Annotated in this window: 27 protein-coding genes and 1 tRNA gene; 13 read left to right on the top strand and 15 right to left on the bottom strand. The window is 71.7% G+C overall.

Translation table 11 applies throughout. The annotated features are described in order from the left end of the window. Positions 1 to 3: 3 nt before the first annotated feature. From EDF23_RS03255 to EDF23_RS03280, 6 genes are all read right to left on the bottom strand, one after another. Complete coding sequence (locus EDF23_RS03255; protein ID WP_131920414.1) at positions 4 to 1,362, bottom strand: hypothetical protein; 1,359 nt, start codon at positions 1,360 to 1,362, stop codon at positions 4 to 6. Between the two features lie 31 nt (positions 1,363 to 1,393). Then, a complete protein-coding gene (locus EDF23_RS03260) occupies positions 1,394 to 2,113 on the bottom strand; it encodes a GAP family protein (protein WP_131920416.1) in 720 nt (239 codons plus the stop codon). Positions 2,114 to 2,189: 76 nt separating this feature from the next. Further along, the gene (locus EDF23_RS03265) at positions 2,190 to 2,684 is read right to left on the bottom strand and encodes a DUF1269 domain-containing protein (RefSeq protein ID WP_123292617.1); all 495 of its coding nucleotides are present in this window, start codon (positions 2,682 to 2,684) and stop codon (positions 2,190 to 2,192) included. Positions 2,685 to 2,712: 28 nt separating this feature from the next. After that, entirely contained in the window at positions 2,713 to 3,219 is a 507-nt protein-coding gene (locus EDF23_RS19460) for a DUF1269 domain-containing protein (protein ID WP_159573007.1), read from the bottom strand. A gap of 57 nt (positions 3,220 to 3,276) precedes the next feature. Further along, positions 3,277 to 3,579, bottom strand: coding sequence for an SHOCT domain-containing protein (locus EDF23_RS03275; RefSeq protein ID WP_131920417.1), 303 nt, complete (start codon positions 3,577 to 3,579; stop codon positions 3,277 to 3,279). Between the two features lie 8 nt (positions 3,580 to 3,587). Then, positions 3,588 to 4,016: a DUF6325 family protein gene (locus EDF23_RS03280; protein ID WP_131878859.1), complete on the bottom strand. Its 429-nt coding sequence runs from the start codon at positions 4,014 to 4,016 to the stop codon at positions 3,588 to 3,590. Between the two features lie 179 nt (positions 4,017 to 4,195). Here EDF23_RS03280 and EDF23_RS03285 point away from each other — a divergent pair, with 179 nt between their 5' ends. Together EDF23_RS03285 and EDF23_RS03290 are read left to right on the top strand one after the other, a co-directional pair. Further along, positions 4,196 to 4,450 (top strand): DUF6458 family protein, encoded by a 255-nt coding sequence (locus EDF23_RS03285; RefSeq protein WP_123340453.1) that lies wholly within the window; start codon positions 4,196 to 4,198, stop codon positions 4,448 to 4,450. 17 nt (positions 4,451 to 4,467) lie between these two features. Beyond that, positions 4,468 to 5,130: a GAP family protein gene (locus EDF23_RS03290; RefSeq protein ID WP_159573006.1), complete on the top strand. Its 663-nt coding sequence runs from the start codon at positions 4,468 to 4,470 to the stop codon at positions 5,128 to 5,130. A gap of 90 nt (positions 5,131 to 5,220) precedes the next feature. On the opposite strand, the gene EDF23_RS03295 is transcribed toward EDF23_RS03290, so the two are convergent. Next, on the bottom strand, positions 5,221 to 6,156 hold the full coding sequence (locus EDF23_RS03295; protein WP_243648803.1) for an AraC family transcriptional regulator: 936 nt from the start codon (positions 6,154 to 6,156) through the stop codon (positions 5,221 to 5,223). Between the two features lie 104 nt (positions 6,157 to 6,260). Here EDF23_RS03295 and EDF23_RS03300 point away from each other — a divergent pair, with 104 nt between their 5' ends. Continuing rightward, on the top strand, positions 6,261 to 6,593 hold the full coding sequence (locus EDF23_RS03300; protein ID WP_123938229.1) for a hypothetical protein: 333 nt from the start codon (positions 6,261 to 6,263) through the stop codon (positions 6,591 to 6,593). Between the two features lie 50 nt (positions 6,594 to 6,643). On the opposite strand, the gene EDF23_RS03305 is transcribed toward EDF23_RS03300, so the two are convergent. Further along, positions 6,644 to 6,958: a hypothetical protein gene (locus EDF23_RS03305; RefSeq protein WP_131920421.1), complete on the bottom strand. Its 315-nt coding sequence runs from the start codon at positions 6,956 to 6,958 to the stop codon at positions 6,644 to 6,646. Between the two features lie 207 nt (positions 6,959 to 7,165). On the opposite strand from EDF23_RS03305, the gene EDF23_RS03310 reads away from it, so the two are divergent. Both EDF23_RS03310 and EDF23_RS03315 read left to right on the top strand, forming a co-directional pair. Further along, entirely contained in the window at positions 7,166 to 8,002 is an 837-nt protein-coding gene (locus tag EDF23_RS03310; RefSeq protein WP_123292608.1) for an alpha/beta hydrolase, read from the top strand. Between the two features lie 176 nt (positions 8,003 to 8,178). Then, a complete protein-coding gene (locus tag EDF23_RS03315; protein ID WP_131920422.1) occupies positions 8,179 to 9,192 on the top strand; it encodes an AraC family transcriptional regulator in 1,014 nt (337 codons plus the stop codon). A gap of 118 nt (positions 9,193 to 9,310) precedes the next feature. Here the strand turns inward: EDF23_RS03315 and EDF23_RS03320 are convergent, their stop codons facing one another. Next, the gene (locus EDF23_RS03320; protein ID WP_123938239.1) at positions 9,311 to 9,643 is read right to left on the bottom strand and encodes an ASCH domain-containing protein; all 333 of its coding nucleotides are present in this window, start codon (positions 9,641 to 9,643) and stop codon (positions 9,311 to 9,313) included. A gap of 3 nt (positions 9,644 to 9,646) precedes the next feature. Then, complete coding sequence (locus EDF23_RS03325; protein WP_131920424.1) at positions 9,647 to 10,636, bottom strand: hypothetical protein; 990 nt, start codon at positions 10,634 to 10,636, stop codon at positions 9,647 to 9,649. A gap of 130 nt (positions 10,637 to 10,766) precedes the next feature. Between EDF23_RS03325 and EDF23_RS03330 the strand changes: the two genes are divergently transcribed. Both EDF23_RS03330 and EDF23_RS03335 read left to right on the top strand, forming a co-directional pair. Next, positions 10,767 to 11,453 (top strand): HAD family hydrolase, encoded by a 687-nt coding sequence (locus EDF23_RS03330; RefSeq protein ID WP_131920426.1) that lies wholly within the window; start codon positions 10,767 to 10,769, stop codon positions 11,451 to 11,453. Between the two features lie 48 nt (positions 11,454 to 11,501). After that, on the top strand, positions 11,502 to 12,665 hold the full coding sequence (locus EDF23_RS03335; protein WP_131920428.1) for a N(5)-(carboxyethyl)ornithine synthase: 1,164 nt from the start codon (positions 11,502 to 11,504) through the stop codon (positions 12,663 to 12,665). 141 nt (positions 12,666 to 12,806) lie between these two features. Here the strand turns inward: EDF23_RS03335 and EDF23_RS03340 are convergent, their stop codons facing one another. Next, positions 12,807 to 13,004: a hypothetical protein gene (locus EDF23_RS03340; protein WP_123938243.1), complete on the bottom strand. Its 198-nt coding sequence runs from the start codon at positions 13,002 to 13,004 to the stop codon at positions 12,807 to 12,809. Positions 13,005 to 13,029: 25 nt separating this feature from the next. After that, positions 13,030 to 13,102: transfer RNA gene (locus tag EDF23_RS03345), tRNA-Val, on the bottom strand. Between the two features lie 111 nt (positions 13,103 to 13,213). On the opposite strand from EDF23_RS03345, the gene EDF23_RS03350 reads away from it, so the two are divergent. Together EDF23_RS03350 and EDF23_RS03355 are read left to right on the top strand one after the other, a co-directional pair. Further along, positions 13,214 to 13,858: a SatD family protein gene (locus tag EDF23_RS03350; protein WP_131920430.1), complete on the top strand. Its 645-nt coding sequence runs from the start codon at positions 13,214 to 13,216 to the stop codon at positions 13,856 to 13,858. Further along, positions 13,858 to 14,715 carry a hypothetical protein gene (locus EDF23_RS03355; protein ID WP_131920431.1) on the top strand — a complete coding sequence of 286 codons (858 nt, stop codon included), beginning with the start codon at positions 13,858 to 13,860 and terminating at the stop codon, positions 14,713 to 14,715. The genes EDF23_RS03350 and EDF23_RS03355 overlap by 1 nt, the downstream gene beginning before the upstream one ends. 186 nt (positions 14,716 to 14,901) lie before the next feature. Here EDF23_RS03355 and EDF23_RS03360 read toward each other — a convergent pair whose 3' ends face one another. Further along, entirely contained in the window at positions 14,902 to 15,306 is a 405-nt protein-coding gene (locus EDF23_RS03360; RefSeq protein WP_131920433.1) for a hypothetical protein, read from the bottom strand. A gap of 339 nt (positions 15,307 to 15,645) precedes the next feature. Here EDF23_RS03360 and EDF23_RS03365 point away from each other — a divergent pair, with 339 nt between their 5' ends. The 3 genes from EDF23_RS03365 to EDF23_RS03375 are packed head-to-tail and all read left to right on the top strand — an operon-like array spanning position 15,646 to position 17,762. Beyond that, on the top strand, positions 15,646 to 16,173 hold the full coding sequence (locus EDF23_RS03365) for a hypothetical protein (protein ID WP_131920435.1): 528 nt from the start codon (positions 15,646 to 15,648) through the stop codon (positions 16,171 to 16,173). A 60-nt stretch (positions 16,174 to 16,233) separates the two neighbouring features. Beyond that, the gene (locus EDF23_RS03370) at positions 16,234 to 17,214 is read left to right on the top strand and encodes an aldo/keto reductase (protein ID WP_131920437.1); all 981 of its coding nucleotides are present in this window, start codon (positions 16,234 to 16,236) and stop codon (positions 17,212 to 17,214) included. Next, positions 17,211 to 17,762 carry a hypothetical protein gene (locus EDF23_RS03375; RefSeq protein ID WP_131920439.1) on the top strand — a complete coding sequence of 184 codons (552 nt, stop codon included), beginning with the start codon at positions 17,211 to 17,213 and terminating at the stop codon, positions 17,760 to 17,762. Before EDF23_RS03370 ends, EDF23_RS03375 begins: the two co-directional genes overlap by 4 nt. Positions 17,763 to 17,783: 21 nt before the next feature. Here EDF23_RS03375 and EDF23_RS03380 read toward each other — a convergent pair whose 3' ends face one another. Beyond that, complete coding sequence (locus tag EDF23_RS03380) at positions 17,784 to 19,367, bottom strand: CoF synthetase (RefSeq protein WP_243648791.1); 1,584 nt, start codon at positions 19,365 to 19,367, stop codon at positions 17,784 to 17,786. Next, on the bottom strand, positions 19,364 to 20,401 hold the full coding sequence (locus EDF23_RS03385) for a hypothetical protein (protein ID WP_131920441.1): 1,038 nt from the start codon (positions 20,399 to 20,401) through the stop codon (positions 19,364 to 19,366). The genes EDF23_RS03380 and EDF23_RS03385 overlap by 4 nt, the downstream gene beginning before the upstream one ends. Before the next feature lie 103 nt (positions 20,402 to 20,504). Here EDF23_RS03385 and EDF23_RS03390 point away from each other — a divergent pair, with 103 nt between their 5' ends. Then, entirely contained in the window at positions 20,505 to 20,882 is a 378-nt protein-coding gene (locus EDF23_RS03390; RefSeq protein WP_131920443.1) for a holo-ACP synthase, read from the top strand. Positions 20,883 to 20,963: the final 81 nt, after the last annotated feature.

Consider the following 20,963-nt stretch of genomic DNA (forward strand, 5'->3'; position numbering starts at 1 on the left):
ACGCTAGTGCGCTGCGGAACCGACGGGATCGTCAGTTCCGGGTGAGACCCCGGCGTCGCCGCGAGCCCCCTCCGGACGCTGGAGGACCTCGAGCACGGCGACGAGGACGAGCGCGCCGACCAGTGTCCACACGACGAGCGCCGGTTCGAGCGGGCGGCCGAGCACGATGACGGTGGCCGCACCGAGCGCGATGAGGGCGCGGATGACGACCCTGCCCCGGTACAGCTGCACCCCGACCCGTCCGGTGCCGATGCCGAGGGCGTCGCCGCGGCGGCGGAGTGCCCCGGCACCGCGGACGGCGAGGCTCCGCAGGCGTCGGGCCGTGTCGGACGAGCCGGCGAACCACGCGACGAGGGCCACGCACGCCGCGAGGACCGCGCCGGCCACGGCGGCGTGCGCGGCGAAGGCCACCACGGTGTCGTAGACGGCTCGAGCTGCGTTGCGTGGCATGAGGTCCGGCGCCAGCGCCCGCACCGCGAACACCCGTCCGATCCCGATCCCGGCGAGCGTGGCGAGCATGGCGAGGGCGACGCCGACCGCGGCGAGGGTGAGCGCCCGGGCCCGGCGTCTGGCCATGACGACGCCGACGGCGATGCAGGCGACCAGGAGCCACGGCAGCCACACAGCGGACACCTGCAGCAGGGTGTACCCGGTCTGCGCCCGGACCGCTGCGTCGGACGTCGCGATCACAATGGTCCGGTCGACCGCGGGGATCCGTTCGGCGAAGGTGAGCCCCCGGTCGACGAGCCGCTCCTTGACCTCGGCGACCACCGGCCCGAGCTGGATGCCGATCGACCCGTCCGCCCCGATCGCGACCGCTGCCCGTCGGTCGCCGCTGAGCGACGCCACCATCTGGGTGTGCCCGGTGCGGAGCAGTTGCTTCCACAGGTCGGCGAACTGATCGGACGCGACGAACCGGTCCACGGTGCCGGAGACCAGGTCCTGGATGCCGGCCGTCGCCGGTGCCTCGAGCGCCGAGAGCGCGGTCTTGGCCCGGGGTGGCAGGTCCAGCCCGCGGATGCCGTCGAAGAGCGCTCCCGTCAGCCCGGCGACGTCCAGTTGGTCCTCGATCGCGCCGACCGTGCGGTCTGCGACCAGCGTCTGGACCGCCCGGTCGCGGGCGAGCGGCGCGAACGTCGCCACGAAGGCCTCGGTCGAGGTGACCTCGCGCTGTGCCCAGGTGGTGATCACCACCACCGGTGCGAGCAGCGCCCCGACGACGATCAGTGCGGCGGACGGGATCGCCCAGCCCCACCCGCGGCGGCGGACCGTCGTGTCGTCGGAGTCCTGCCCGGCGAGCCGGATGCGCAGACGCTCGTTCTCGGCGCGGAGTGCGGCGAGTTCGTCCTCGGTGGTGGTCATGGGCTGCGGTCCTTCCCGGGAGCGGCGAACGTCAGGAGATCAGGGCGGAGACGGCCTTCTGCAGCTGCAGCACACCGATGACCAGGATGAGCGCCGCGTTCAGCACGTTGGTGTGGCCGGCGATCCAGGTGCGCAGGCGCTCGAGGATCGGTGCAGCGGCGTCCCCACGCGCGAGCACGAAGAACACCGGGACGGCGATCGGTGCGACCCCGACGACCACGAAGGCGATCGCCACGGCGGCGCCCTGCCCGGCGGTCACCGGGGCGCCAGCGATGTCGATGCCGGCGATGATCGCGCACGAGGCGTCGACGGGGTTGACGGCGAAGATGCCGAACCCGAGCGCGAGGGAACGCGCCGGCGTGAACTCGCTGACCTTCTGCAGCCAGCCGGGCAGCTGTGGCGCGGCTGCCGCGACCTGCTCGGGTGTCGACGCCTCGGACATCTTCCGCAGGTCACGGCCGCCGCGTCGGAACACCCAGACCGCGGCGGCGAGCAGCCCGAGGGCGATGACCAGTCGGACCACGGCCGTCCAGAGCGGGGTGTCGGTCCGAGGGTGGAAGTCGATCGCGGTGAACACCGCGACGGAGACCCCCACGACGACCACGGTGGCGAGCAGCCAGCCGACGAAGAACGCGAGGCCGTTGGCGCGGTACCGCCGCGAGAGCAGTTCGGCCACCAGGGCCATGATCGCCAGCGGGCTGAGCAGGATACCGAGCGCCGGCGCGATGAGGCCGACGATGAGCGCACCCATGAGCCCGGTCCTTCCGCTGGGGTGGCGACGCGCCGCCGACGTCAGGTGTCGGCGGCGCGTCGCCGGGGGCGCACGCTCAGCGCGCGCCGGTCATGTCGTGCGCGAGCTCGTGTTCGTCGTCTGCCGACAACGAGGTCTGCACGATTGTCCCGCCGAAGCGGGAGAGAGCTGCACCGAACTTGTCCTCGGTGATCTTCGTGGCGTAGATGACGACCGCGGAACGACCGTCCGCGACGGCGCTCTTCACCCGGTCGCGGAACTCGGCGTTCAGCCCGGTCTTGTCGAGCCCGGCGAACAGCGCGCCGAGCGCACCGCCGATCACCAGTCCGAAGAACGGCACGAAGAACAGGAGTCCGAGGAGGGTGCCGAACAGGGCACCTCCGGCGGCACCGGCCCCGACGTTGCCCGCCGGACCAGGGGTCTCGACGTGCGTCTTGCCCTTGTCGTCGACGCGGACGAGCGCGAGGCCGGACAGCTCGACGACGAGGTCGCTCTGTAGCTGCTGGACTTCCTCGTAGGCGGCGACGGCACTGGCGTCGTCGTCGAACGAGATCACGATGAGGTCTGCCATGATCGTTTCCTTCCGTTGGTGGTGCTCGTCACTCGGAGTAGCGGCTGACCCGGACCGGGCCGGCGCCGTCGAGGATGCGGTGGGCGGCGTCGACGGTCTCGCCGTCACCGTGCACGATCACGAGGTACCGGTCGGCCTTCAGGTCGTCCTCGTACTGCGGGATCTCGTCCTCGGGAACGGCCAGGCCGATGAGTGCGCCGAGACCCGCACCGATGCCGGCTCCGACGAGCGTGCTGGCCAGCCACCCGGCGGCAGCGACCCACCCGATGCCCGGGAGCCAGACGAACCCGAGCAGCAGCCAACCGGTGAGCGCGCCCCACAGGGCACCCCACCCGCCGAACGTGCCGGCCTCGTTGCCGACCGGGATCCAGCCGTGCACCTTCTTCTCGTCCTTGACGCCCTTGCCGACGATCGAGACGACGTCGTCGCCGTACCCGGCGTCCTTGAGCGCCTTGGCGGCGCCGAGGGCCTCGTCACTCGTGGCGAAGACACCGACGGTCGAGTCGGTGGCGGTGGTCGTGGTCGTGGTGGCCATGGGGGTTCCCTTTCCTCGTGGTTGTCGAACGGTCGTGCTGCAGGTGGTCGGTGTCCGTCACCCGACGATGAGGCGCTGCTTGGCGGCGGCGAACTCGTCGTCGGACAGGAGGCCCTGCTGCCGGAGCCGGCCGAGTCGCTCGAGCTCGCTCAGCAGGTCGGGAGCGGCGGGGACGTCCGCCACGGAGCGTTCCGCTGCGGCGCGTTCCGCTGCCACCCGCTCCTCTGCGGCGCGGTCCTCTGCCGCACGCTCCTCGTGCCCGCGCACCGCACCGCCGACCGCCGACGCGGTCCCGGCCACGACCGCGGTCCGTGCAGCGAGCCCGAGCAGGCCGGGTCGGCCGAATCGTCGGAACGGCATGGTGTCTCCTACCCGATGTGCGCCGAAGCGGCGAGGTCGTTGAGTTCCGGTGCGGGGACGCGTGCGCTCCAGAGCAGCTGGCCCCCGCTGTCGGCGAACCGCTCCGCCAGGTCCTTGGCCCAGAGCTGCTCGATCACGACGATCGCGGCCGAGGTCCCGGGCGCGAGCGTGTCCGCGACCTGGTCGACGTCGTCGTTGGCGGCCAGGCCGCGGGCTTCGAGGGCGACCGAGCCGGACGTGCCGGTCCTGGTCACGTCGTCGACCTCGCGGACGTTGACGGTGCCGTCCTCGGCCCGGCTGATGAGCAGCAGGTCGAGGACTCGGACCGTCTCGGCGTCCGTCAGGTCGACGAGCGCGCCGAGCACGGCGTCGTCGGGCAGCTCGCCTCGGAACGAGACGACGAACACCTCGGCCGGGCCGTACGTGAAGGTGGTCACGGTGCCTCCCCTGTGGTCATGGCACCAGGTGTAGCCGCGGCGGAACCGGTCGGGCACCACCCTGAGCGGGTGATCTGGCACGCCTCCGCAGATCACCCGGGGCGGGTGATGCACCGCCGGCACCGGCCGTTGATCGTTGCGTCCATGAACCCCGTGACAGCACGACCCGCGGTGACACCGTGAGCATCGGCGGTGGGATCTTCCTGCTCGTCGTCGGCGCGATCATGGCGTTCGCGTTCGACTTCACGGTCGTCGGCATCGACATCCAGCTCATCGGCTACATCCTGATGGTCGCCGGCTTCCTGGTCCTCGTGCTGGGGATCGTCCTCCGGCTCCGCCCGCGCCGTGCCACGACGAGCGTCGTCACCGAGATCGACCCCGTGACCGGACAGCGTGTCGTCCGCCGGGTCGACGAGGACGACCGAGGGGTCTGACCGGCACCGTGCTCGCCGTGATCGGCCAGCTGCTGCCCCTCGCCATCGCCGGTGCGCTGAGCTCCGTCCCCATCGCCGCGGTGCTCACCCTGCTGCTCGGCGGTCGCGGCCTCGGTCCGGCCGTCCTGTTCGCCGTCGGCTCGGTGACCGGGGTCTTCGTCGTCACGGTCGCCGCGACGGCGCTGCTCGGCCGTGTCCTCGTCGTGGACCTGCCGGCGACGGCGTCACCGGGCCTCGGCCTGGGCGAGTGCCTGCTCGGGGTCGTCTCGGTCGTCGCCGCGGGGGTCGTGTTCCGGCGCCCCGCCGCAGCGGGACCGAGCCGGACGAGCGCACTCCTGACGGCGGCGGTCGGCACCGTCCGGCCCGCCGTCGCGCTCGCCGTGGGCGCCGTGCTCGCGCTGCGTCCGAAGGCCCTGCTGCTGGCGTCCGGCGTCGGCATCGTGCTCGCCCCGGCTGAGCTGCCGGCGGTGCCGTCGACCGTCCTCGTCGGGGCGAGCACCCTGCTGATGACGGCCACGGTGACGGGGCCGATCGTCTTCGCGCTGGTCGGTGGGGAGCCGGCCCGCGCGGACCTGGAGCGGTTCCGCACCTGGCTGCGGCACAACTCGCGCGCCGTGACCGTCGTCGTCCTCGTGCTCGTCGGCGCGGTCCTGGTCGGCGACGGCCTCGGACGGCTCTGACGCCCGACGGATGAGCCGGCGCGGAGCGGTCGACATCGACCGACCACCGACCGCCGACCGCCGACCGGCGGCTGACGGAACGTCGGACCGCTACTCCCGTGCCGCCAGCGCCGTCTGCCGCGGCAGCTCCCCGAACTCCTGCCGGTAGCTCCCCGCGAACCGGCCCAGGTGCGCGAACCCCGTCGCCCGGGCGATCTCGGCGACGCTGCGGTCGTCGCCGGCCTCGAGCTGCTCCCGGGCGAGCAGGAGCCGGATCCGACGCAGGTACATCGTCGGCGTGATGCCGTGGTGCCGCTGGAACGCCGCCTGCACTCCTCGGACACTCAGCCCCGCGGCCTCGGCGACGTCGTTGACGGTGATCTGCTCGGTCGCGTGGTCGAGCAGGAACGTCTCGGCACGGGCGAAGCGCGCGGTCGACGCCATCACCGGCTCGTGCTGCCCCACCGGCCAGTGCGGGATCGCGGTCAGCAAGCCGCCGGCCGCGAACCGGGCGAGCTCCCGCTCCCGCTCGAGCGGCACGTCTGGCGGACCCTGCAGGACCTCCTGCGCGACCGACCGGACCATGAGCCACCAGGCGGCGAGCGGCGCCCCCTCTGGCACGTGTCGGGGACGGAACTCCAGCGGACCCGGCGCCCAGTCACCGCGCTCGGCGGCGACCTGCTCGACGATCGACCGGTCGATGCGCAGCACGTCGTGCTGGAAGTCCACCCACCGGAACCGCTGCGGGTCCTGTCGGTAGAGCACGGGGCGGCCGATCTGCACCGGGTTGTCGTCGACCTGCGCCGAACCGGCCTTCACCCAGACGATCATCATCGCCCGCCCGGGCTCGACCGCGCCGCTCAGGGCACCCGTGCACCGCGTCGACTCGAGGGAGAGCAGGGCGGTGCCTCGCACGCGCTCCTCGAAGACGAAGCCCTCTCCGGTCGCCTCGACGGTGAGTCCGTGGGTCACGTGGGTCACCGACAGTGCCTCGGCCGCGACCGACGGCTCGTCTGTCCTGATCTCCCGCTGCGTGCGGTGCATCATCTCGGGCACGTGATGATCCTCGCGACATGTCGGCATCCGCGCAACGCACGACGCGCCGGGTTTCCTGGACGACGACCAGCATCCGCGCGTTTGACTGATGCGACATGAAGTACATCCAGTACGACCGCTCCACGTTCCTGACGAGCGACGACGTCGCCGACGCCGTGATCGAGTACGCCGCGGCGCTCGCCGGCGGCAGTCGCGCCGACGCGATCGCGGTCCCGACGGTGGCGGAGGACGGCACGATGACGACCACGAAGATCCTCATCGGCCCGTCGAGCGAGATCGTCGTCGCCGACGCGGACGAGGACGAGCTCGAGGTCGAGAACGGTGAGTTCGTGGAACGCCTGCGTGCTGCAGCGCAGACGTTCGACCACCCTGAGACGATCCACGCCGACACCCGCTCGGACCTGACGGGCGACGGACCGGTCGCCTGACCGCAGCGCGGTCGGAGCGACACGCACCGCGCGCACCGTGCGCACCGCGCTCATCGGCCGAGGTCGGTCGGGAACCTGCTGGCGTCGACCGCCAGGACCGCCTCGGTCCGCCGGCGCATCTCGGCCAGGAATGCCCCACCCTCGGGTTCCAGGTCGTCGTCCGGCGCCGGCTCCAGGGCGACTGCCACCGCTGGTGCGAGGAGCAGCTCCACCGTGGTGGCCGCGCCGAAGTCGTCGGTCGTCGGGACCGACACGACGTCGCTCAACCGGCTCTGGTGCAGGGCGGCCGCGTACCGGATCACCGCGTCGGCGACCGTGTCACCGGTCAGGACCCGGACGGTCCCCGCGTAGTTGACGTACTTCATCGGTGCTCCCTCGTGACGAGGGGCATCCGCCGCGGTGACGGTTCCCTGATCCTGCTGGACAGTAGGCCGTGGTCGCCGCGCGCGTCACAGACACCGAGGCCGACGCCGACGCCGAGGGGTCTGTCCACTCCGCGCTGTCGCTCGGGATCCCGCTGGTAGCAACGAGGTGCGTGCCGCCTCCCGTGCGGCGCGGGAAGGAAGCGACTCTTGACCGAGATCACCGCCCACCACGGGCTCTTCAAGGACACGAACCTGCACGTCGACGACACCGGCGGCTCCGGCCGCACCGTCGTCCTGATCCACGGCTGGCCGCTGTCCGGCGAGTCCTGGAGCAAGCAGGTCCCGGCGTTCGTCGACGCCGGACACCGCGTCGTCACCTACGACCGTCGCGGCTTCGGTCGCAGCGACAAGCCGAAGACCGGCTACGACTACGACCACCTCACCGAGGACCTGCACACGATCCTCACCGAGCTCGACCTGCAGGACGTCACACTCGTCGGCTTCTCGATGGGCGGCGGTGAGGTCGCCCGCTACTTCTCGAAGTACGGCACCGAGCGGCTGCACAGCGTCGTCTTCGCCTCGGCCGTGCCGCCGTACCTGCTGCAGACGTCGGACAACCCGGACGGCCCGCTGCCGAAGGAGCAGGCGGCCGAGATGACCGCGGGCCTGACGAAGGACGAGGACGCGTTCTACGACCAGTTCACGACCGATTTCTTCTCGGTGGACGGCACCCTGGTCGTCTCCGAGGAGGACCGGCAGCAGGCCCTCACGCTCGCGAAGCAGGCGTCGAAGACCGCCGCGCTCGAGGCGATGGCGTCCTTCGCGAACACCGACTTCCGTGACGACCTGCCGAAGGTCACCGTGCCGACGCTCGTCATCCACGGTGACGGCGACGCGACCGTGCCGTTCGACGGCTCGGGTGCCCGCACGCACGCCGCGATCGCCGGCTCCGAGCTGCACGTCGTGTCCGGCGGCCCGCACGGCGTCAACGTCAGCCACCCGGACGAGTGGAACCGCGTGGTGCTGGCGTTCCTCGCGAAGTAGCGCGGAGACAGGGCGGACGGGAGGCCCGTGGCGGGTCCGCCACGGGCCTCCCGTCCGACCCACCCCTGGTCACCGCCCTTGTGCCCGGAGCAGGACCGACGTAGCTTGGCGGCAGCTGCCCCGGACCCCGGTCGCCGGAACTCCTGTGTTCCTCGAGACGATCAGGGAGTGTCACCGTGCCGCAACAATCCGTCGACGAGACGTCATCCGCGACCACCACCGAACCGAACACCGCCACCGCCACCGCCGCCGCTCCGGTCCGCCTGGAGGCCTCGGCGTCCTCGCCCGAACAGGCCCTCGAGCAGTTGCCGGGCCTCGTCACGGGCACCTCCTGGCAGACCCGTCCGACCACCGGGGCGTACTCGTTCCGGTACCTGGCCGTCGGTGACGGCAACGTGACGCTCCGCCGGTCGCAGATGCGCGGCTACGTCCGCGGCACCGTGGCCCCCGACGACGCGTACGTCGTCGTCCTGGTGCTCGGCGGCGTCGTCACGCTCGACCTCCTGCGCGGCGGCGGGCCGGTCGACAACGGCGTGCCGGCGCTGATGCCCACCGAACGACGCGCCGTCGTCGAGGCCAGCAACCACGACGCCGTCATGGTGCACCTCACCCGCGCGTTCGTGCGGTCCGTCGCCGAGGAGCGCCACGGCCTGCCCTCCGGAGGCCTGCACCTCGACGAGCGTGCTGTCCCCACAGCGGACGCCGTCGTGCGCTGGCGGCAGGTCCTCGAGTCCGCTCGTCGGGTCCTCGCGGCGCAGGGTGTGGCCTCCACCGCCTGGTCGGACGCCACCCGGGCCGTCGCCGTCGCCTTCCTCGCCCTGTACCCACCGAAGGCCGCCGAACCGTCGAGCGCCCTGTGGGCACCGCGGAACGCCCGGATCCGGCGAGCGGTCGACCACGTGCACGAGCACGCGGCGGAGCCCATCGCCGTGTCGGACCTCGCCGCGGTGTCCGGCTTGAGCGTCCGTGCCGTGCAGGAGTCGTTCCAGCGGCTGTTCGGGATGCCGCCGTCGGCGTACGTCAGGTCCGTCCGGCTCCAGCGTGTCCGGGGCGACCTGCTGCGACTCGACACCGCGACCACCTCGGTGAGCGAGGTCGCCCGCAGCTGGGGGTTCGCCCACCTCGGCCGGTTCTCGGCGGAGTACACGAGCCGCTACGGCGAGTACCCGAAGGCCACGTTGCACCGGTGACCGGTCGAGCGCGCGCCACGTGCCCTGGGCAGGGCCGACGGGCGGACGGGAGGCGCGGGGCGGGCCCGGACCGCGCCTCCCGTCCGTCAGGTCGTCCCGTCCACCGCCCTGGCGGACGTCACGCAGACGGCGTCGCGTCGAGCGCGATGACCGCGACCTGGACCACCGCGTCGTCCGGCATGTCCGGGTAGTAGTTGGCGCGCAGCTGCCGGGCGAAGTCGACCATGTCGGTGTCGGCCGGCTGGTGCGCCGCCCGAGGGGTGAGCTCCGCCAGGCGGTGGTCGGTCACCTCGGTGACCTGGCCGGCCAACGGCGTCGCCGAGGGGTGCTCGTCGAAGACGAACACCGCGGGGCCGGTGCGGACGTCCTCGTGCCAGCGCACCGTCGTGACCTTCTCGCCGCGCTGGACGGCGTCGTGGTGCTTCTGGTGGAAGTGGATCGTCTGGGACACGGATCAAGTCTGGTCGATGTCGACCAGGTCCGCGTGCCGCGCGGCGTAGGCCGTCGCACGGCGGATCCGGCGGAGCGTCAGCGGGACGATCCAGACGAGCACCGCCACCATGAGCGCGAGGAACACCGGCGGCAGGATCCCGAGGTCGCCGCGGATCCACGTCGACACCATCTGGAACGCGAGCGCTGTGTAGAGCAGCCCGATGTACGCGAGCTGGAACCGCAGCGCGAGTGGGACCACCGTGGCGTACCGGACGGCGCCGACCTGCTCAGCCGGGTCGAGCGGCAGGTCCGCGCCGCGGGCCACGATCTTCGCGAAGCGACGGAGCCGACCGAGGTCGTGGCCGGCGGACGCCCGCAAGAGCCCGTTCAACGGCAGCGACTGGAGCAGGGCCGCGAACGCGGTCGCAGTGAAGACCAGCTGGCCGGCGAGGAAGGCCGCCTGGGTGAGTCCAGCGGAGTCGTCCCCGGTGAAGGCGGCCAGGACCACCACGCCGATCGTCACGACGACGATGGACACGCCGAAGGTCACCGCGATCACCATGATCGTGTGGCGGAGTTCGGCCGGTCCGAACCGGTAGCCGACCGGGTACGCCGCCGGCGACGGCTCCGTGCGCCGGAACAGCGCACCGAGTGGTCGCGCGATCACCAGCAGCACCGCCGCTCCCCCGATCAGCACGACCGGCACCCAGACCGGCGCACCGGCCGAGACCGACGCGAGCACGATGACCACCGCACCCGCCACGTCCACGGCGACCACGCCCAGCAGCCACCACCGCAGGTACCGGGAGCTGTCCGTGGACGACCGGTGGTCCCAGTAGCCCGCCAACGACCCGACCACCGCAGGTCCGACGACGAACATCGGGATGCTGACGCTCACCGCGATGATCAGGACGTCCGAGACGTCGCTGAGTTCGAACACCGCCAGCAGGGTGCCCCCGAGGGTGAGCGCCGTGATCAGCACGATGAGCAGGACGTAGCTCAGGACCCGCATGGGGTGACTCCTCTTCCGGCAGGACGACGCCTCCCAGTGCATCCTGGCCGAGCGCCGACGGGCCGGCCCACTTCGTGCGGAGAACCGCATCACGTCAGGTCGTCGAGGTCGCCGTCCCTACGCTGAGGACATGGCGCATCTGCGAGCGGTCGGGTTCGACCTCGACGGGACGCTGTTCGACCACCGTGGCGCAGCGACCGCCGGTGCCGCCCGGTTCCTCGAGTCACTCGGCGTGCACGCCTCGGCGTTCGCCATCGGCCGCTGGTTCGCCGCCGAGACCGAGCAGTTCGAGCGGTGGCGAACAGGGCAGATCAGCTTCCCCGAGCAGCGGCGCGAACGGCTGCGGGCCGTCCTTCCCGCGCTCGGCGTGCCGATCCCCGCCGACGACGGTGGGCTGGACGCGCTCTTCGACGCGTACCGGCACCAGTACGAGGCATCGTGGCGTGCGTACCCGGGGAGCCTGCCGCTGCTGCGGACGCTCCGTGTGCAGGGGTACCGCATCGGCGTGCTGACGAACGGCACCGAGACGCAGCAGGTCGACAAGCTGCGCCGCACCGGCTTGCTCGACGCGGTCGACGTCGTGTGCACCTCGGAGCGGATCGGGGTGCAGAAGCCGGACCGTCGCGCGTTCGAGACCCTGTCCGCCGAACTCGGCGTCGAGCCGAGCGGCTGCTTGTTCGTCGGGGACAGTGTCGCGCACGACGTGGAGGCGGCCTGGGCCGCCGGGATGCACGGGCTGTTGATCGACCACGGGGCCCAGTACGGCCCCGACATGGAGACCCTGGTGCGCACGGCGCTCGGCGACCGCCGCGGGTGACTTGGCCGCTCGGCCGCTCGGCGGCGGCAAGCGGCCGTAGAGTGCACCATGACCCAAACACCGGCAGCATCGCCGCTGCTGCACCTCGGGGTGCTGGCCGAGTCGCGGAAACCCGACGAACGCCGCCTCCCGATCCATCCCGCCCACTTCGAACGCATCGACCCCGACCTGCGCGCGAACATCATCCTGGAACGCGGGTACGGTCGCCGCTTCGGCGTCACGGACGACCAGCTCGAACCCCTCGTCGGCGCCATGGCGGACCGAGACGAGCTCATCGCCGCGTCGGACGTCGTCCTGCTGCCCAAGCCCCAGGTGTCCGACCTCGAGGACCTGCGGGACGGGCAGGTCCTGTGGGGCTGGCCGCACTGCGTGCAGGACCCCGCCCTCACCCAGGTCGCGATCGACAAGCGCCTGACCCTCATCGCGTGGGAGTCGATGAACCACTGGCGGTCGGACGGCGGGTTCAGCCTGCACGTGTTCCACAAGAACAACGAGCTCGCGGGCTACTGCTCCGTCATCCACGCCCTGCAGCTCTGTGGTTCCACCGGGGACTACGGCCGCCGTCTCACCGCGGTCGTGATCGGCTTCGGGGCCACCGCCCGCGGTGCCGTCACCGCGCTGAACGCCCACGGGATCCACGACGTCCGCGTCCTGACCAACCGCGACATCGCGGCCGTGGGATCGCCGATCCCCTCCGTCGACATGCTGCAGATCAGCCAGGACGACCACGACCCCAGCGGCAACACGGTGAAGACCGAGGACGGTCCGGTGCCGCTGGCGCCGTACCTGGCCGAGAACGACATCGTCGTGAACTGCACGCTCCAGGACCCGAACGCGCCGCTCACGTACCTGCGCACCGAGGACCTGGGCGTGTTCCGTCCGGGCAGCCTCATCGTCGACGTCTCGATCGACGTGGGGATGGGGTTCGAATGGGCGCAGGCGACGACCTTCGCCGAACCGATGACCACCGTCGGCGAGAGCAACTACTACGCCGTCGACCACAGCCCGTCGCTGCTCTGGAACTCGACGACGTGGGAGATCAGCGACGCGCTGATGCCGTTCCTCCGGCCGGTGATGGCCGGTGCGGCTGCGTGGGCCGACTCGGAGACGATCCGACGCGCCGTCGAGATCGAGGACGGCCACGTGCGGAACCCGGCGATCCTCGCGTTCCAGGGGCGCTCGGACGAGTACCCGCACGCGGTGGCAGGCTGACGCGGGCGCTGGTCGGGCGCTGACCCGATGCGGAACGACGAGGTCGACGTCGTGCGACAACGGCCTCGTCGTACCGCGTCGCATCACGATCGCGGTGTGGGTCAGTCGCCGGGCGCCGACACGGGTCGACCGTTCACGAGGTCAGTTCCCCCACACGAAGAACGCGATGACCCCGCCGACCAAGACCGCGCCGATCGGGACGAGGTACACCCAGTCGTGACGGATCGGACCCTGTCCGGGCTGGTGGTCGCGCTGGAACGGGGCGACCGGGTTCCCACTCGTTCCCGGCAAGAAGTCGACGGAGTGCTGTCGGACCGGCTCGTGTCGTCGGCTGTTCATCGGACCCCCGTGATCGCGTCTGCGGTGGGCTCTGGCGGGCTCGAACCGCCGACCACTTCGGTGTAAACGAAGTGCTCTACCAACTGAGCTAAGAGCCCGCGACACGATCCTAGAGGTCGATCCCCCGTATCGTTGCGCTGGACATCCCGTCCGTTGGCCAGTTCAGCGCTCGGCTTCATTTCGCCGATAGTAAGCCGTACACTTAACCCATGTCCGACGACCCCGTCTACGCCGTGATCCTCGACCTCGTCGACTCACGAACGCTCGACGACCGCCCCGCCGCACAGCGCGAGGTCGAGCAGGCGTTCCGCGAGACAACCGACGTCACTCCGGTGGACCCGGTGCACGCGACCGTCGGCGACGAGTTCCAGGTGATCTACGCCACGCTCACGGACGCGCTCGTCGCCAGCACCGCCGCCATGCTCGCCCTGCCACCGACGGTGCAGGTCCGGCTCGGGATGGGTCGCGGGACAGTGCGGACGGTGGGGTCCGGCACGAGCGGTCCGCTCCAGGACGGCCCGGCGTGGTGGTCCGCCCGCGACGCCATCAACGAGACGCACCGCCGCGAAGACGGCAGGACGTCCTTCCTCCGGTCGTGGTTCCACGCGTCCGACGATCGCCACGGCACCGAGGAGCGACTCGTGAACGCCTACTTCCTCAACCGCGACCACGTCCTGGCCCGCCTGACGCCCCGGGCCAGACGCATCGCGCTCGGCCTCGTCCAGGGCCGGACCCAAGCGCAGATCGCCGTGACCGAAGGGATCACCCCGTCAGCGGTGTCCCAGTCGGTGCAGAAGTCGGGTGTGGCCGCGATCGTCGAGGGCCTCCGTGTCCTCGTGGGACAGGAACGCTGATGCTCGCCGGGATCCTCCTCGCACTCATCGGTCTGGGCGACGTCGTCCGGGCCCGCACCGGTGCCGATGCACACCGGCAGCGCACGCTGACCACCATCGCGGTCGTCGTGCTGTGGGCCGGGGTGTCCGCCGTGGCGTGGCTCGGTCTCGGTGTCCCCGTGTGGAGCGTCCTGGTCACGGTGGTGCTCGCGGCGGCGTGGATCGCCACGACCGCGCCGGTCCGAGCCGGTGCCGGGACCGCCGACGACGACCATGACGCGCCGACGAGCCGCGGGCTGCTGCGGCGGTCCGGGTCCTGGCCCGCGGTGCTGCTCGCCGTCGCCGTCGCCGTGCTGCTGCTCTGGGGGCCGCTGCCCGACGGCACGGGCTTCGTGGTCGACTGGCACGACGGCTCGGGCCTGGCGTTCGTCGACGCCGTTCCGCTCGCCGCCGTCGTGGGCGGTGTCGGCTCGGCGCTGTTCCTCGTCGACTCCGCGAACGTGGTCGTCGCCCAGGCACTCCCGCCGGGACTGCAGCGCGGAGCCACCACGGGCGCCGAGGCCGATGACCTCCGCCGCCGGTTCGGGCGACGCCGACGTTCCGACGCCGACGCCGAACAGTCCGGGGACAGCACGGTGAGCCTCAAGGGTGGACGACTGATCGGCCCGATCGAACGGCTGCTCCTGGCCGGGTTCGCGGTGGCGGGGGCCTTCCCGGTGGTCGCCGCACTGATCGCGGCCAAGGGCATCGTCCGGTTCCCCGAGATCCGGCGCGAGACGACCGGCTACCAGGCGGAGTACTTCCTGATCGGCAGCCTGGTGAGCTGGGCGATGGCCTTCGCCGCCGCCGGCATGTGCTGGCTCCTGGCGCACAGCTGACCCGCGCGGAGCCCGTCGCTCCCGCCCACCCGTCCATCGGTCGGTCGGTCGGTCCCCGAGGTTCCGAAATCTCGGCATCTCGCGGCCCCGAGCGCGCCGCTGTGGAACCTCGGCGATGAACCGGCGGCGAGTCGTGGAACCTCGGCCCAGCGAGTCCGCCCGGCATCGGGCGCTTTCGGAGCCTCGTCAGGCTGCGCGGCGGGCCCGACCCTCGACCTGGCGTTGAACGAACGCCTGTCGGAGCCGCTCGAACAGCACGGCCGGACGCCCAGTGTCCGCGGCTGTCGCGTGGATGACGATCCAGCCGTTCACCGCGAACCCGTTCGACCGTCGCTGATCGTGCTGGAAAGTGCGGCGGCGTCGTGCCGAGCGACTCCCCGCGACGACCGCGGCTGCCAGTCCGTCGATCGTGGCGAGGCCGCGCGGGCCCACGAGGTAGTCACCGAGGACGACGAGCTCGGTCGGGGTGAGCAGCGACGCCGACTCGAACCACGCTCGTGGCGGCGGGCTGACCGGGATGCCACGGACGAGATCCGGTCGGAAGCCCTCGACGCGTGGACCGGAGCACTGAGGTCGCGGCGGGTCAGCCACGCAGGGCTCGCTCCGGCCGCGATGGCCTGCCGCACCAGGAACGGCCTCGGCGAGTGGTCGTGTCGTGCTCGGCTCCCCATGACGAGAGCATCGCGCACGAGGCGCCGGGCCCGACCGCGGTCGGACGCATCTGTGGAGAACGACGTGGGACGGGCCTCCAGTCCGAACCCGGAGGACGCGGTGAGGTTCCACGACATGCCGCGCGATGATCACCGAGGTGCCGATCCCGGGCGAACAGCGGCCCGAGATGCCGAGATTTCGGAACCTCGGCGGCACACCGCGGAACCTCGGGCGCACCCGCACCCGAGAACCCCGGGGGTGGCGGGTACCCTCTCCCTCGTGAACGGTGCCGGTGTCCTCGACGAATCCGGGCGGCTGCGGCTCCTCGGCTCCGGGGCAACGGGTGCCGCGTTCGCGGTCGTCCTCGTCATGCTCGTGCTGTCGTCGTGGACCGAGGCGACCACCACCGTCCTGGTCTCCGTCGGTATCCCGTCCGCGGCGGCAGGTGCTGCGATCGCCGTGTACCTGCAGCTCCGGTCCTGGCGCGCCGAGGGCGGGTACGAGAACTCGGTCCTGGTCCGCGACTGGGTCGCCGAGGGCCAGATCCCGGTCGGAGTACCCGCCGAGCTGTGGATCCCGCTCGTGCAGGCGCAGGCCGACCGCGAAGGAGCCGGTTGGGGCAAGGTCGTCCTCGGCACGCTGTGGATCGCGATGACGTGGTCGATGCGTGACCAGCACGACGCCCTCATCACGACGATGTTGATCCTGCTCTGGGCCGGCATGGTCCTGTGGGCGGCGGTGTGGGTCATCCCCCGTGCTCGAGCGGCCCGTGCGCTGCTCCGCCGCGGCGTCTCCACGATCGGCTGAGCGACCGCGCGGGACCATCGGCTGAGCGACCGCCGGAGCCCGCTGACTACGCTCGGCGGCATGCAGAGTCGCACCCTCGGTCGCACCGGCCGCGAAGTCTCCCCCATCGGTCTCGGTACGTGGCAGTTCGGCGGTGACTGGGGTCCGGTGAGCGAAGCGGACGCGAACGCCGTGATGGACGCCTCGGTCGAGTCCGGTGTCACGCTCTTCGACACCGCCGACGTGTACGGCGACGGTCGCAGCGAGCAGCTCATCGGTTCGTGGCGCGCTTCGAACCCCGACGTGCCGTTGACGGTCACGACGAAGATGGGTCGGCGTGCCGAGCAGGTCCCGGCGAACTACGTCGCGGCGAACTTCCGCGAGTGGGTCGACCGCTCCCGGACGAACCTGCGGCAGGACACGCTCGACCTGGTGCAGCTGCACTGCCCGCCGTCCGAGGTCATCGGCGACGACGCCGTGTACGACGCCCTCGACGCGCTGGTCGCCGACGGCTCGGTCGCCGCCTACGGCGTCAGCGTCGAGACGGCCGACCAGGCACTCGCAGCGATCGCCCGGCCCGGCGTCGCGAGCGTCCAGATCATCCTCAACGCGTTCCGGCTCAAGCCGCTGGACCGCGTGCTGCCGGCGGCCCTGGAGGCAGGGGTCGGTATCCTCGCGCGCGTCCCGCTGGCGTCGGGGTTGCTGTCCGGCAAGTACACGACGGAGACGTCGTTCGCCGAGGGCGACCACCGCAACTACAACCGCCACGGCGAGGCCTTCGACCAGGGCGAGACGTTCAGCGGTGTGGACTACGACGACGGCGTGCGCGCGGCACAGACCTTCGCAGCGTCGCTGCCGGACGCCGTCTCGGTGCCGCAGGCGGCGCTCGCCTGGGTCATCGCACAGGACGGCGTGACCGCGGCGATCCCCGGAGCCCGCAACCCGGAGCAGGCCCGGTCGAACGCGGCGGCCGGCGACCTGCCGGAGATCGACGGCCTGGACGCCACGGTGCGCGACCTCTACGACACGTGGTTCCGCGCCACGGTCCACGACCGCTGGTGAGGACCCGCGTCGTCGCGGTCGCGGTGGCAGCACTCCTGCTGCTGTCCGGCTGCGCAGCGCCGGAGGCCGGGGCGTCGCGCGACGCTCCGCCCTGGCCGCGGCCGACCGACCTGTCCGCCCGTGCCGACGCGGCGGGGCTGCGGAACGTGTGGGGCGAGCGGCTCGCCGAGCACGTCCACACCCACCTGACGATCCTCGACGGAGACACCCCGGTGACGGTGCCGGCGAACATCGGGCACTCGGACCGGGGGAAGTTCGCCGCCGAGATCCACACGCACGACACCTCGGGCATCGTGCACGTCGAGTCCCCCACCGAGCAGACGTTCACGCTCGGTCAGTTCTTCGACGAGTGGGGTGTCTCGCTCGGTCCGGAACACGTCGGCGGCCTGCGCGGCGAGCTCACGGTGTGGGTGGACGGGCGCCGGACGATCGGCACCCCACGCTCCATCGAGCTGACGAACCGGCGCGAGGTCGTCCTGATCGTCACGACGATCGGCGAGGTCCCGCGCCTGCCAGCCCCGTTCGACTGGCCGCCGCAGTACGGCTAGCGAGCACCGCACCGCCCCCGCTCACGCCTCCTTCGGCGCGACCCACGCCAGGTCGAGCTCCCACTGCTCCACCGAGCCGGCCGGCAACTGCCACACGTACTCGTTCTTGAGCTTCTTGCCGTCCTCTCGGAACGGCCCCGTCCGGTACGGGTAGAACGCCACCGTCGGCAGCGTGCCGGGCGGCGCCGTCCGGATCGCGTTCGAGAAGTCCTTGTTCAGCCGCCGCAGTTCGGCGATGACCGCGGGGCGCGCCGCGTCCGAGTCGAAGGACCCGGCGCCCGCAGCGAGCTGGAACGCGATGTGCAGCTGGCGGTCGCCCCGGTCGTCCTCGTAGCTGATGAGCCGGTGGTTCTCGACGGCCTCGAGCAGCTCCGGGTCGCCGTAGACCACGTCACGCACGACGTCGGGTGCGACGACCGCGCCGTTGTAGTCGACGGACAGGTCGGACCGGCCGTAGTGGAACAGCAGCGGCAGGTCGAGCTCGGCGGCGTCGGCGAGTTCGTCGAAGCCGTGTGCGCGGAGCGTCTGCCGCAGTGGACGCATCCGCACCACGTGCCCGCGGTCGTGGATGTTGTACCGGATCCGGGGGCTGATGTTCTCGGAGCGGGCGATCGTGACGACGAGTTCACCGAGTTCGTTCGTCTCGATCAGGTACCCGAACGGGTTGAACTGGAACACCATCGGCAGCACGCCGTACTCGGCCTGCTTCGTGAGCGCGGCGGACAGCTCCGGTGAGGCGGCGATGGCCCGGCGCAGCCGCACGCTGAACGGCGTCTCGATGCCGAGGTTGATCTCCAGGTCGCTCGCCCCGTACGAGCCGAGGACGGCCTGTGCGTACTGCTCGATGTGGGCGCGCATGTTCTCGCTGATGCCCTCACCACCGAACGCCGCGACGATCGTGTACTCGCTCCAGTCGAGACGGTCGTCCTCGAACAGCGCCTTCAGGAACGGCGGGTAGCTGCAGATGATGTACGTGAAGTCGGTGCCGAACTCGCGCATCGTCTGCACGATCTTGTCGCGGTCCGGCCCGATCGACTTGATCATCGACGACTCGGTGAGCGACGCCGTCACGTTCATGCCGGTGGCCCACGCCCCGAGCGAGAACGCGTTGAGCACGAACGGCTGCTTCGGCAGGTCCTTCGCGGTGCGCGAGAACCCGAGCTGCAGCAGTTGCCGTGTGGCCTGGCGTTCGTCGGGACCGCGCACCCAGCTGGTCGGCGTGCCGCTCGACCCGCTCGACTCGTCGACGACGACCCCGCGCCGTGGCAGCCGCCCGTCGACGCAGCGCTCGGGGATGCTCCACCGCTTGACGTACGACTCCTTGTCCATCTCGGGCAGCCCCGAGATCGCTGCGGCGATCCCGCCACGCGTGTCGAGACGGAACGGACGGGAGGCCCGCCCCGCCTCCGCCAGGAAGGCCCCGTACGCAGGCACCCGCTTCGCAGCCCGCTCCACGGTCCGCCAGGCACGCCAGCGTCCGAGGGTCCAGCGGAGCGGCTCGATGCCCGGCGTGAGCAGGAGCTTGTGGGTGCCGACGCGCGGCATGAACAGCGCCACGAAGGTCTCGACGACCCACACGACCGTGAAGACCGCCGCGCGCTTCACCGTGCACCCCCGAGCGTCATGGCGGCCGCGGGTCTGCGGTGTGCCAGGGGTGGTGGCGCGCTGTGCCCGAAGCGGAACAGCATCCACGCCATCCGGCCGTCGGACTCGTCGACGCCGGCCTGCTCGACGAAGGCGGCGTGCGAGCGCGGGTTCGTGATCACGGTGCCGAACGGGTGCAGGGCGATCCCGCGCGCGGTGAACTCGAGCCAGATCCGCATGAACACCCGGCCGGCCTCGACGTACTCGGCCGGCGTGCGGAACGGGCCCTCGAGCCAGCCGAGCTGCCGGACCCCACGCATCGTCGACAGGTACACGCGCTTGAAGACCCCGCCGACGCCGGGGGCTTCCCACAGCCCGCGGTGCTCCATCGCGAACCGGAGCACCGGTCCGGGCATGAGCATCGTCTCGGCCGACAGACCGTCGCCGGTCGTCGCGGCCTGCCGCTTCGAGAACCGCAGCCAGTGCAGGATCTCGTCGTGCACGGCGTCGTGCTGCAGGTCGTCGAACAGCGTCTCCTGGTTCACCCGCACGATCTCGTCGACGGTCGCCCGGTCGGACGTGGTGCGGAAGCGCTGCCCGGCTGCCGACGCGATGGCGGACGCGGCCTCGATCGCGGAATCGTCCACCAGGGTGGCGTCGTAGGGCCTGCGTGAGGTGCGCCGCGCGAGGAAGCGGGCCAGGGCCTCCCGGTCGTCCGCCGTGACCGCCCGCGGACGCAAGGTCACGCTGCCCAAGCGGTGCAGACGGTCACCGGCCGCGCCGTCCAGCCGGCCGAAGTCCATCTCGGCGTGGTCGAGCCGCTCCTGCACGGAGAAACCGTGCGCCCGGGCGACGACCTCGAGCCCGGCCAGGAACACCCCCGCGCAGACGTGCCCGAACGGGATGCCGAAGGACTCCGCCGGCAGCCCCCGTCGCAGGTCGTATAACACGGTCGCGGTGCGGTCGTCCTCGACGCGCACGACGATCGGTTGCGAGTTGTGCGGCGACGGGTAGTGTCGCGCGTCCTCGATGATGCCGGTCCACGGTGATGCCATCGGTTCCCCCTCGGTGGTCTCTGGCACCGATCATACGAACCCCCTCCGACGCCCATGCCGCTGCCGGCATGCGGGGTCGCCGCGACCTGCGTAGCCTGCTGCCATGGGCACGATCCGGACCGGCACCGACCTCGCCGCGGTCGAGGACGTCGTCGCGGGCATCTCCGCCCACGGTGAGCGGTACCTGGACCGGCTCTTCACCGTGCGGGAGCGTACCGACGCGGGCGACGACCCGGAGCGTCTGGCGGCACGGTTCGCGGGCAAGGAAGCGGTGGTGAAGCTGCTCCGCCCCGCTCCGGACCAGGCGATCCCGCTGCGCGACGTGGCGATCGTCCTCGACGACCGCGGGGCGCCGACGGTCGAGCTGACCGGGGCCGCCGCCGCGCTGGCCGAGTCGGTCGGGTGCGGCCCGATCGCGGTGTCACTCGCGCACGAGCGGGGGCTGGCCGTGGCGACGGCGGTCGCGCTGTCCGACCGCTGACGGGGCGCACCGGCACCACCGCCCGCGCCACCCTGTACCACCGCACAGGGGCGTCGGACGCCGTGCGGTTTCGCGCACCCG

The sequence above is a fragment of the Curtobacterium sp. PhB128 genome (assembly GCF_004340725.1).
Lineage (GTDB): Bacteria > Actinomycetota > Actinomycetes > Actinomycetales > Microbacteriaceae > Curtobacterium.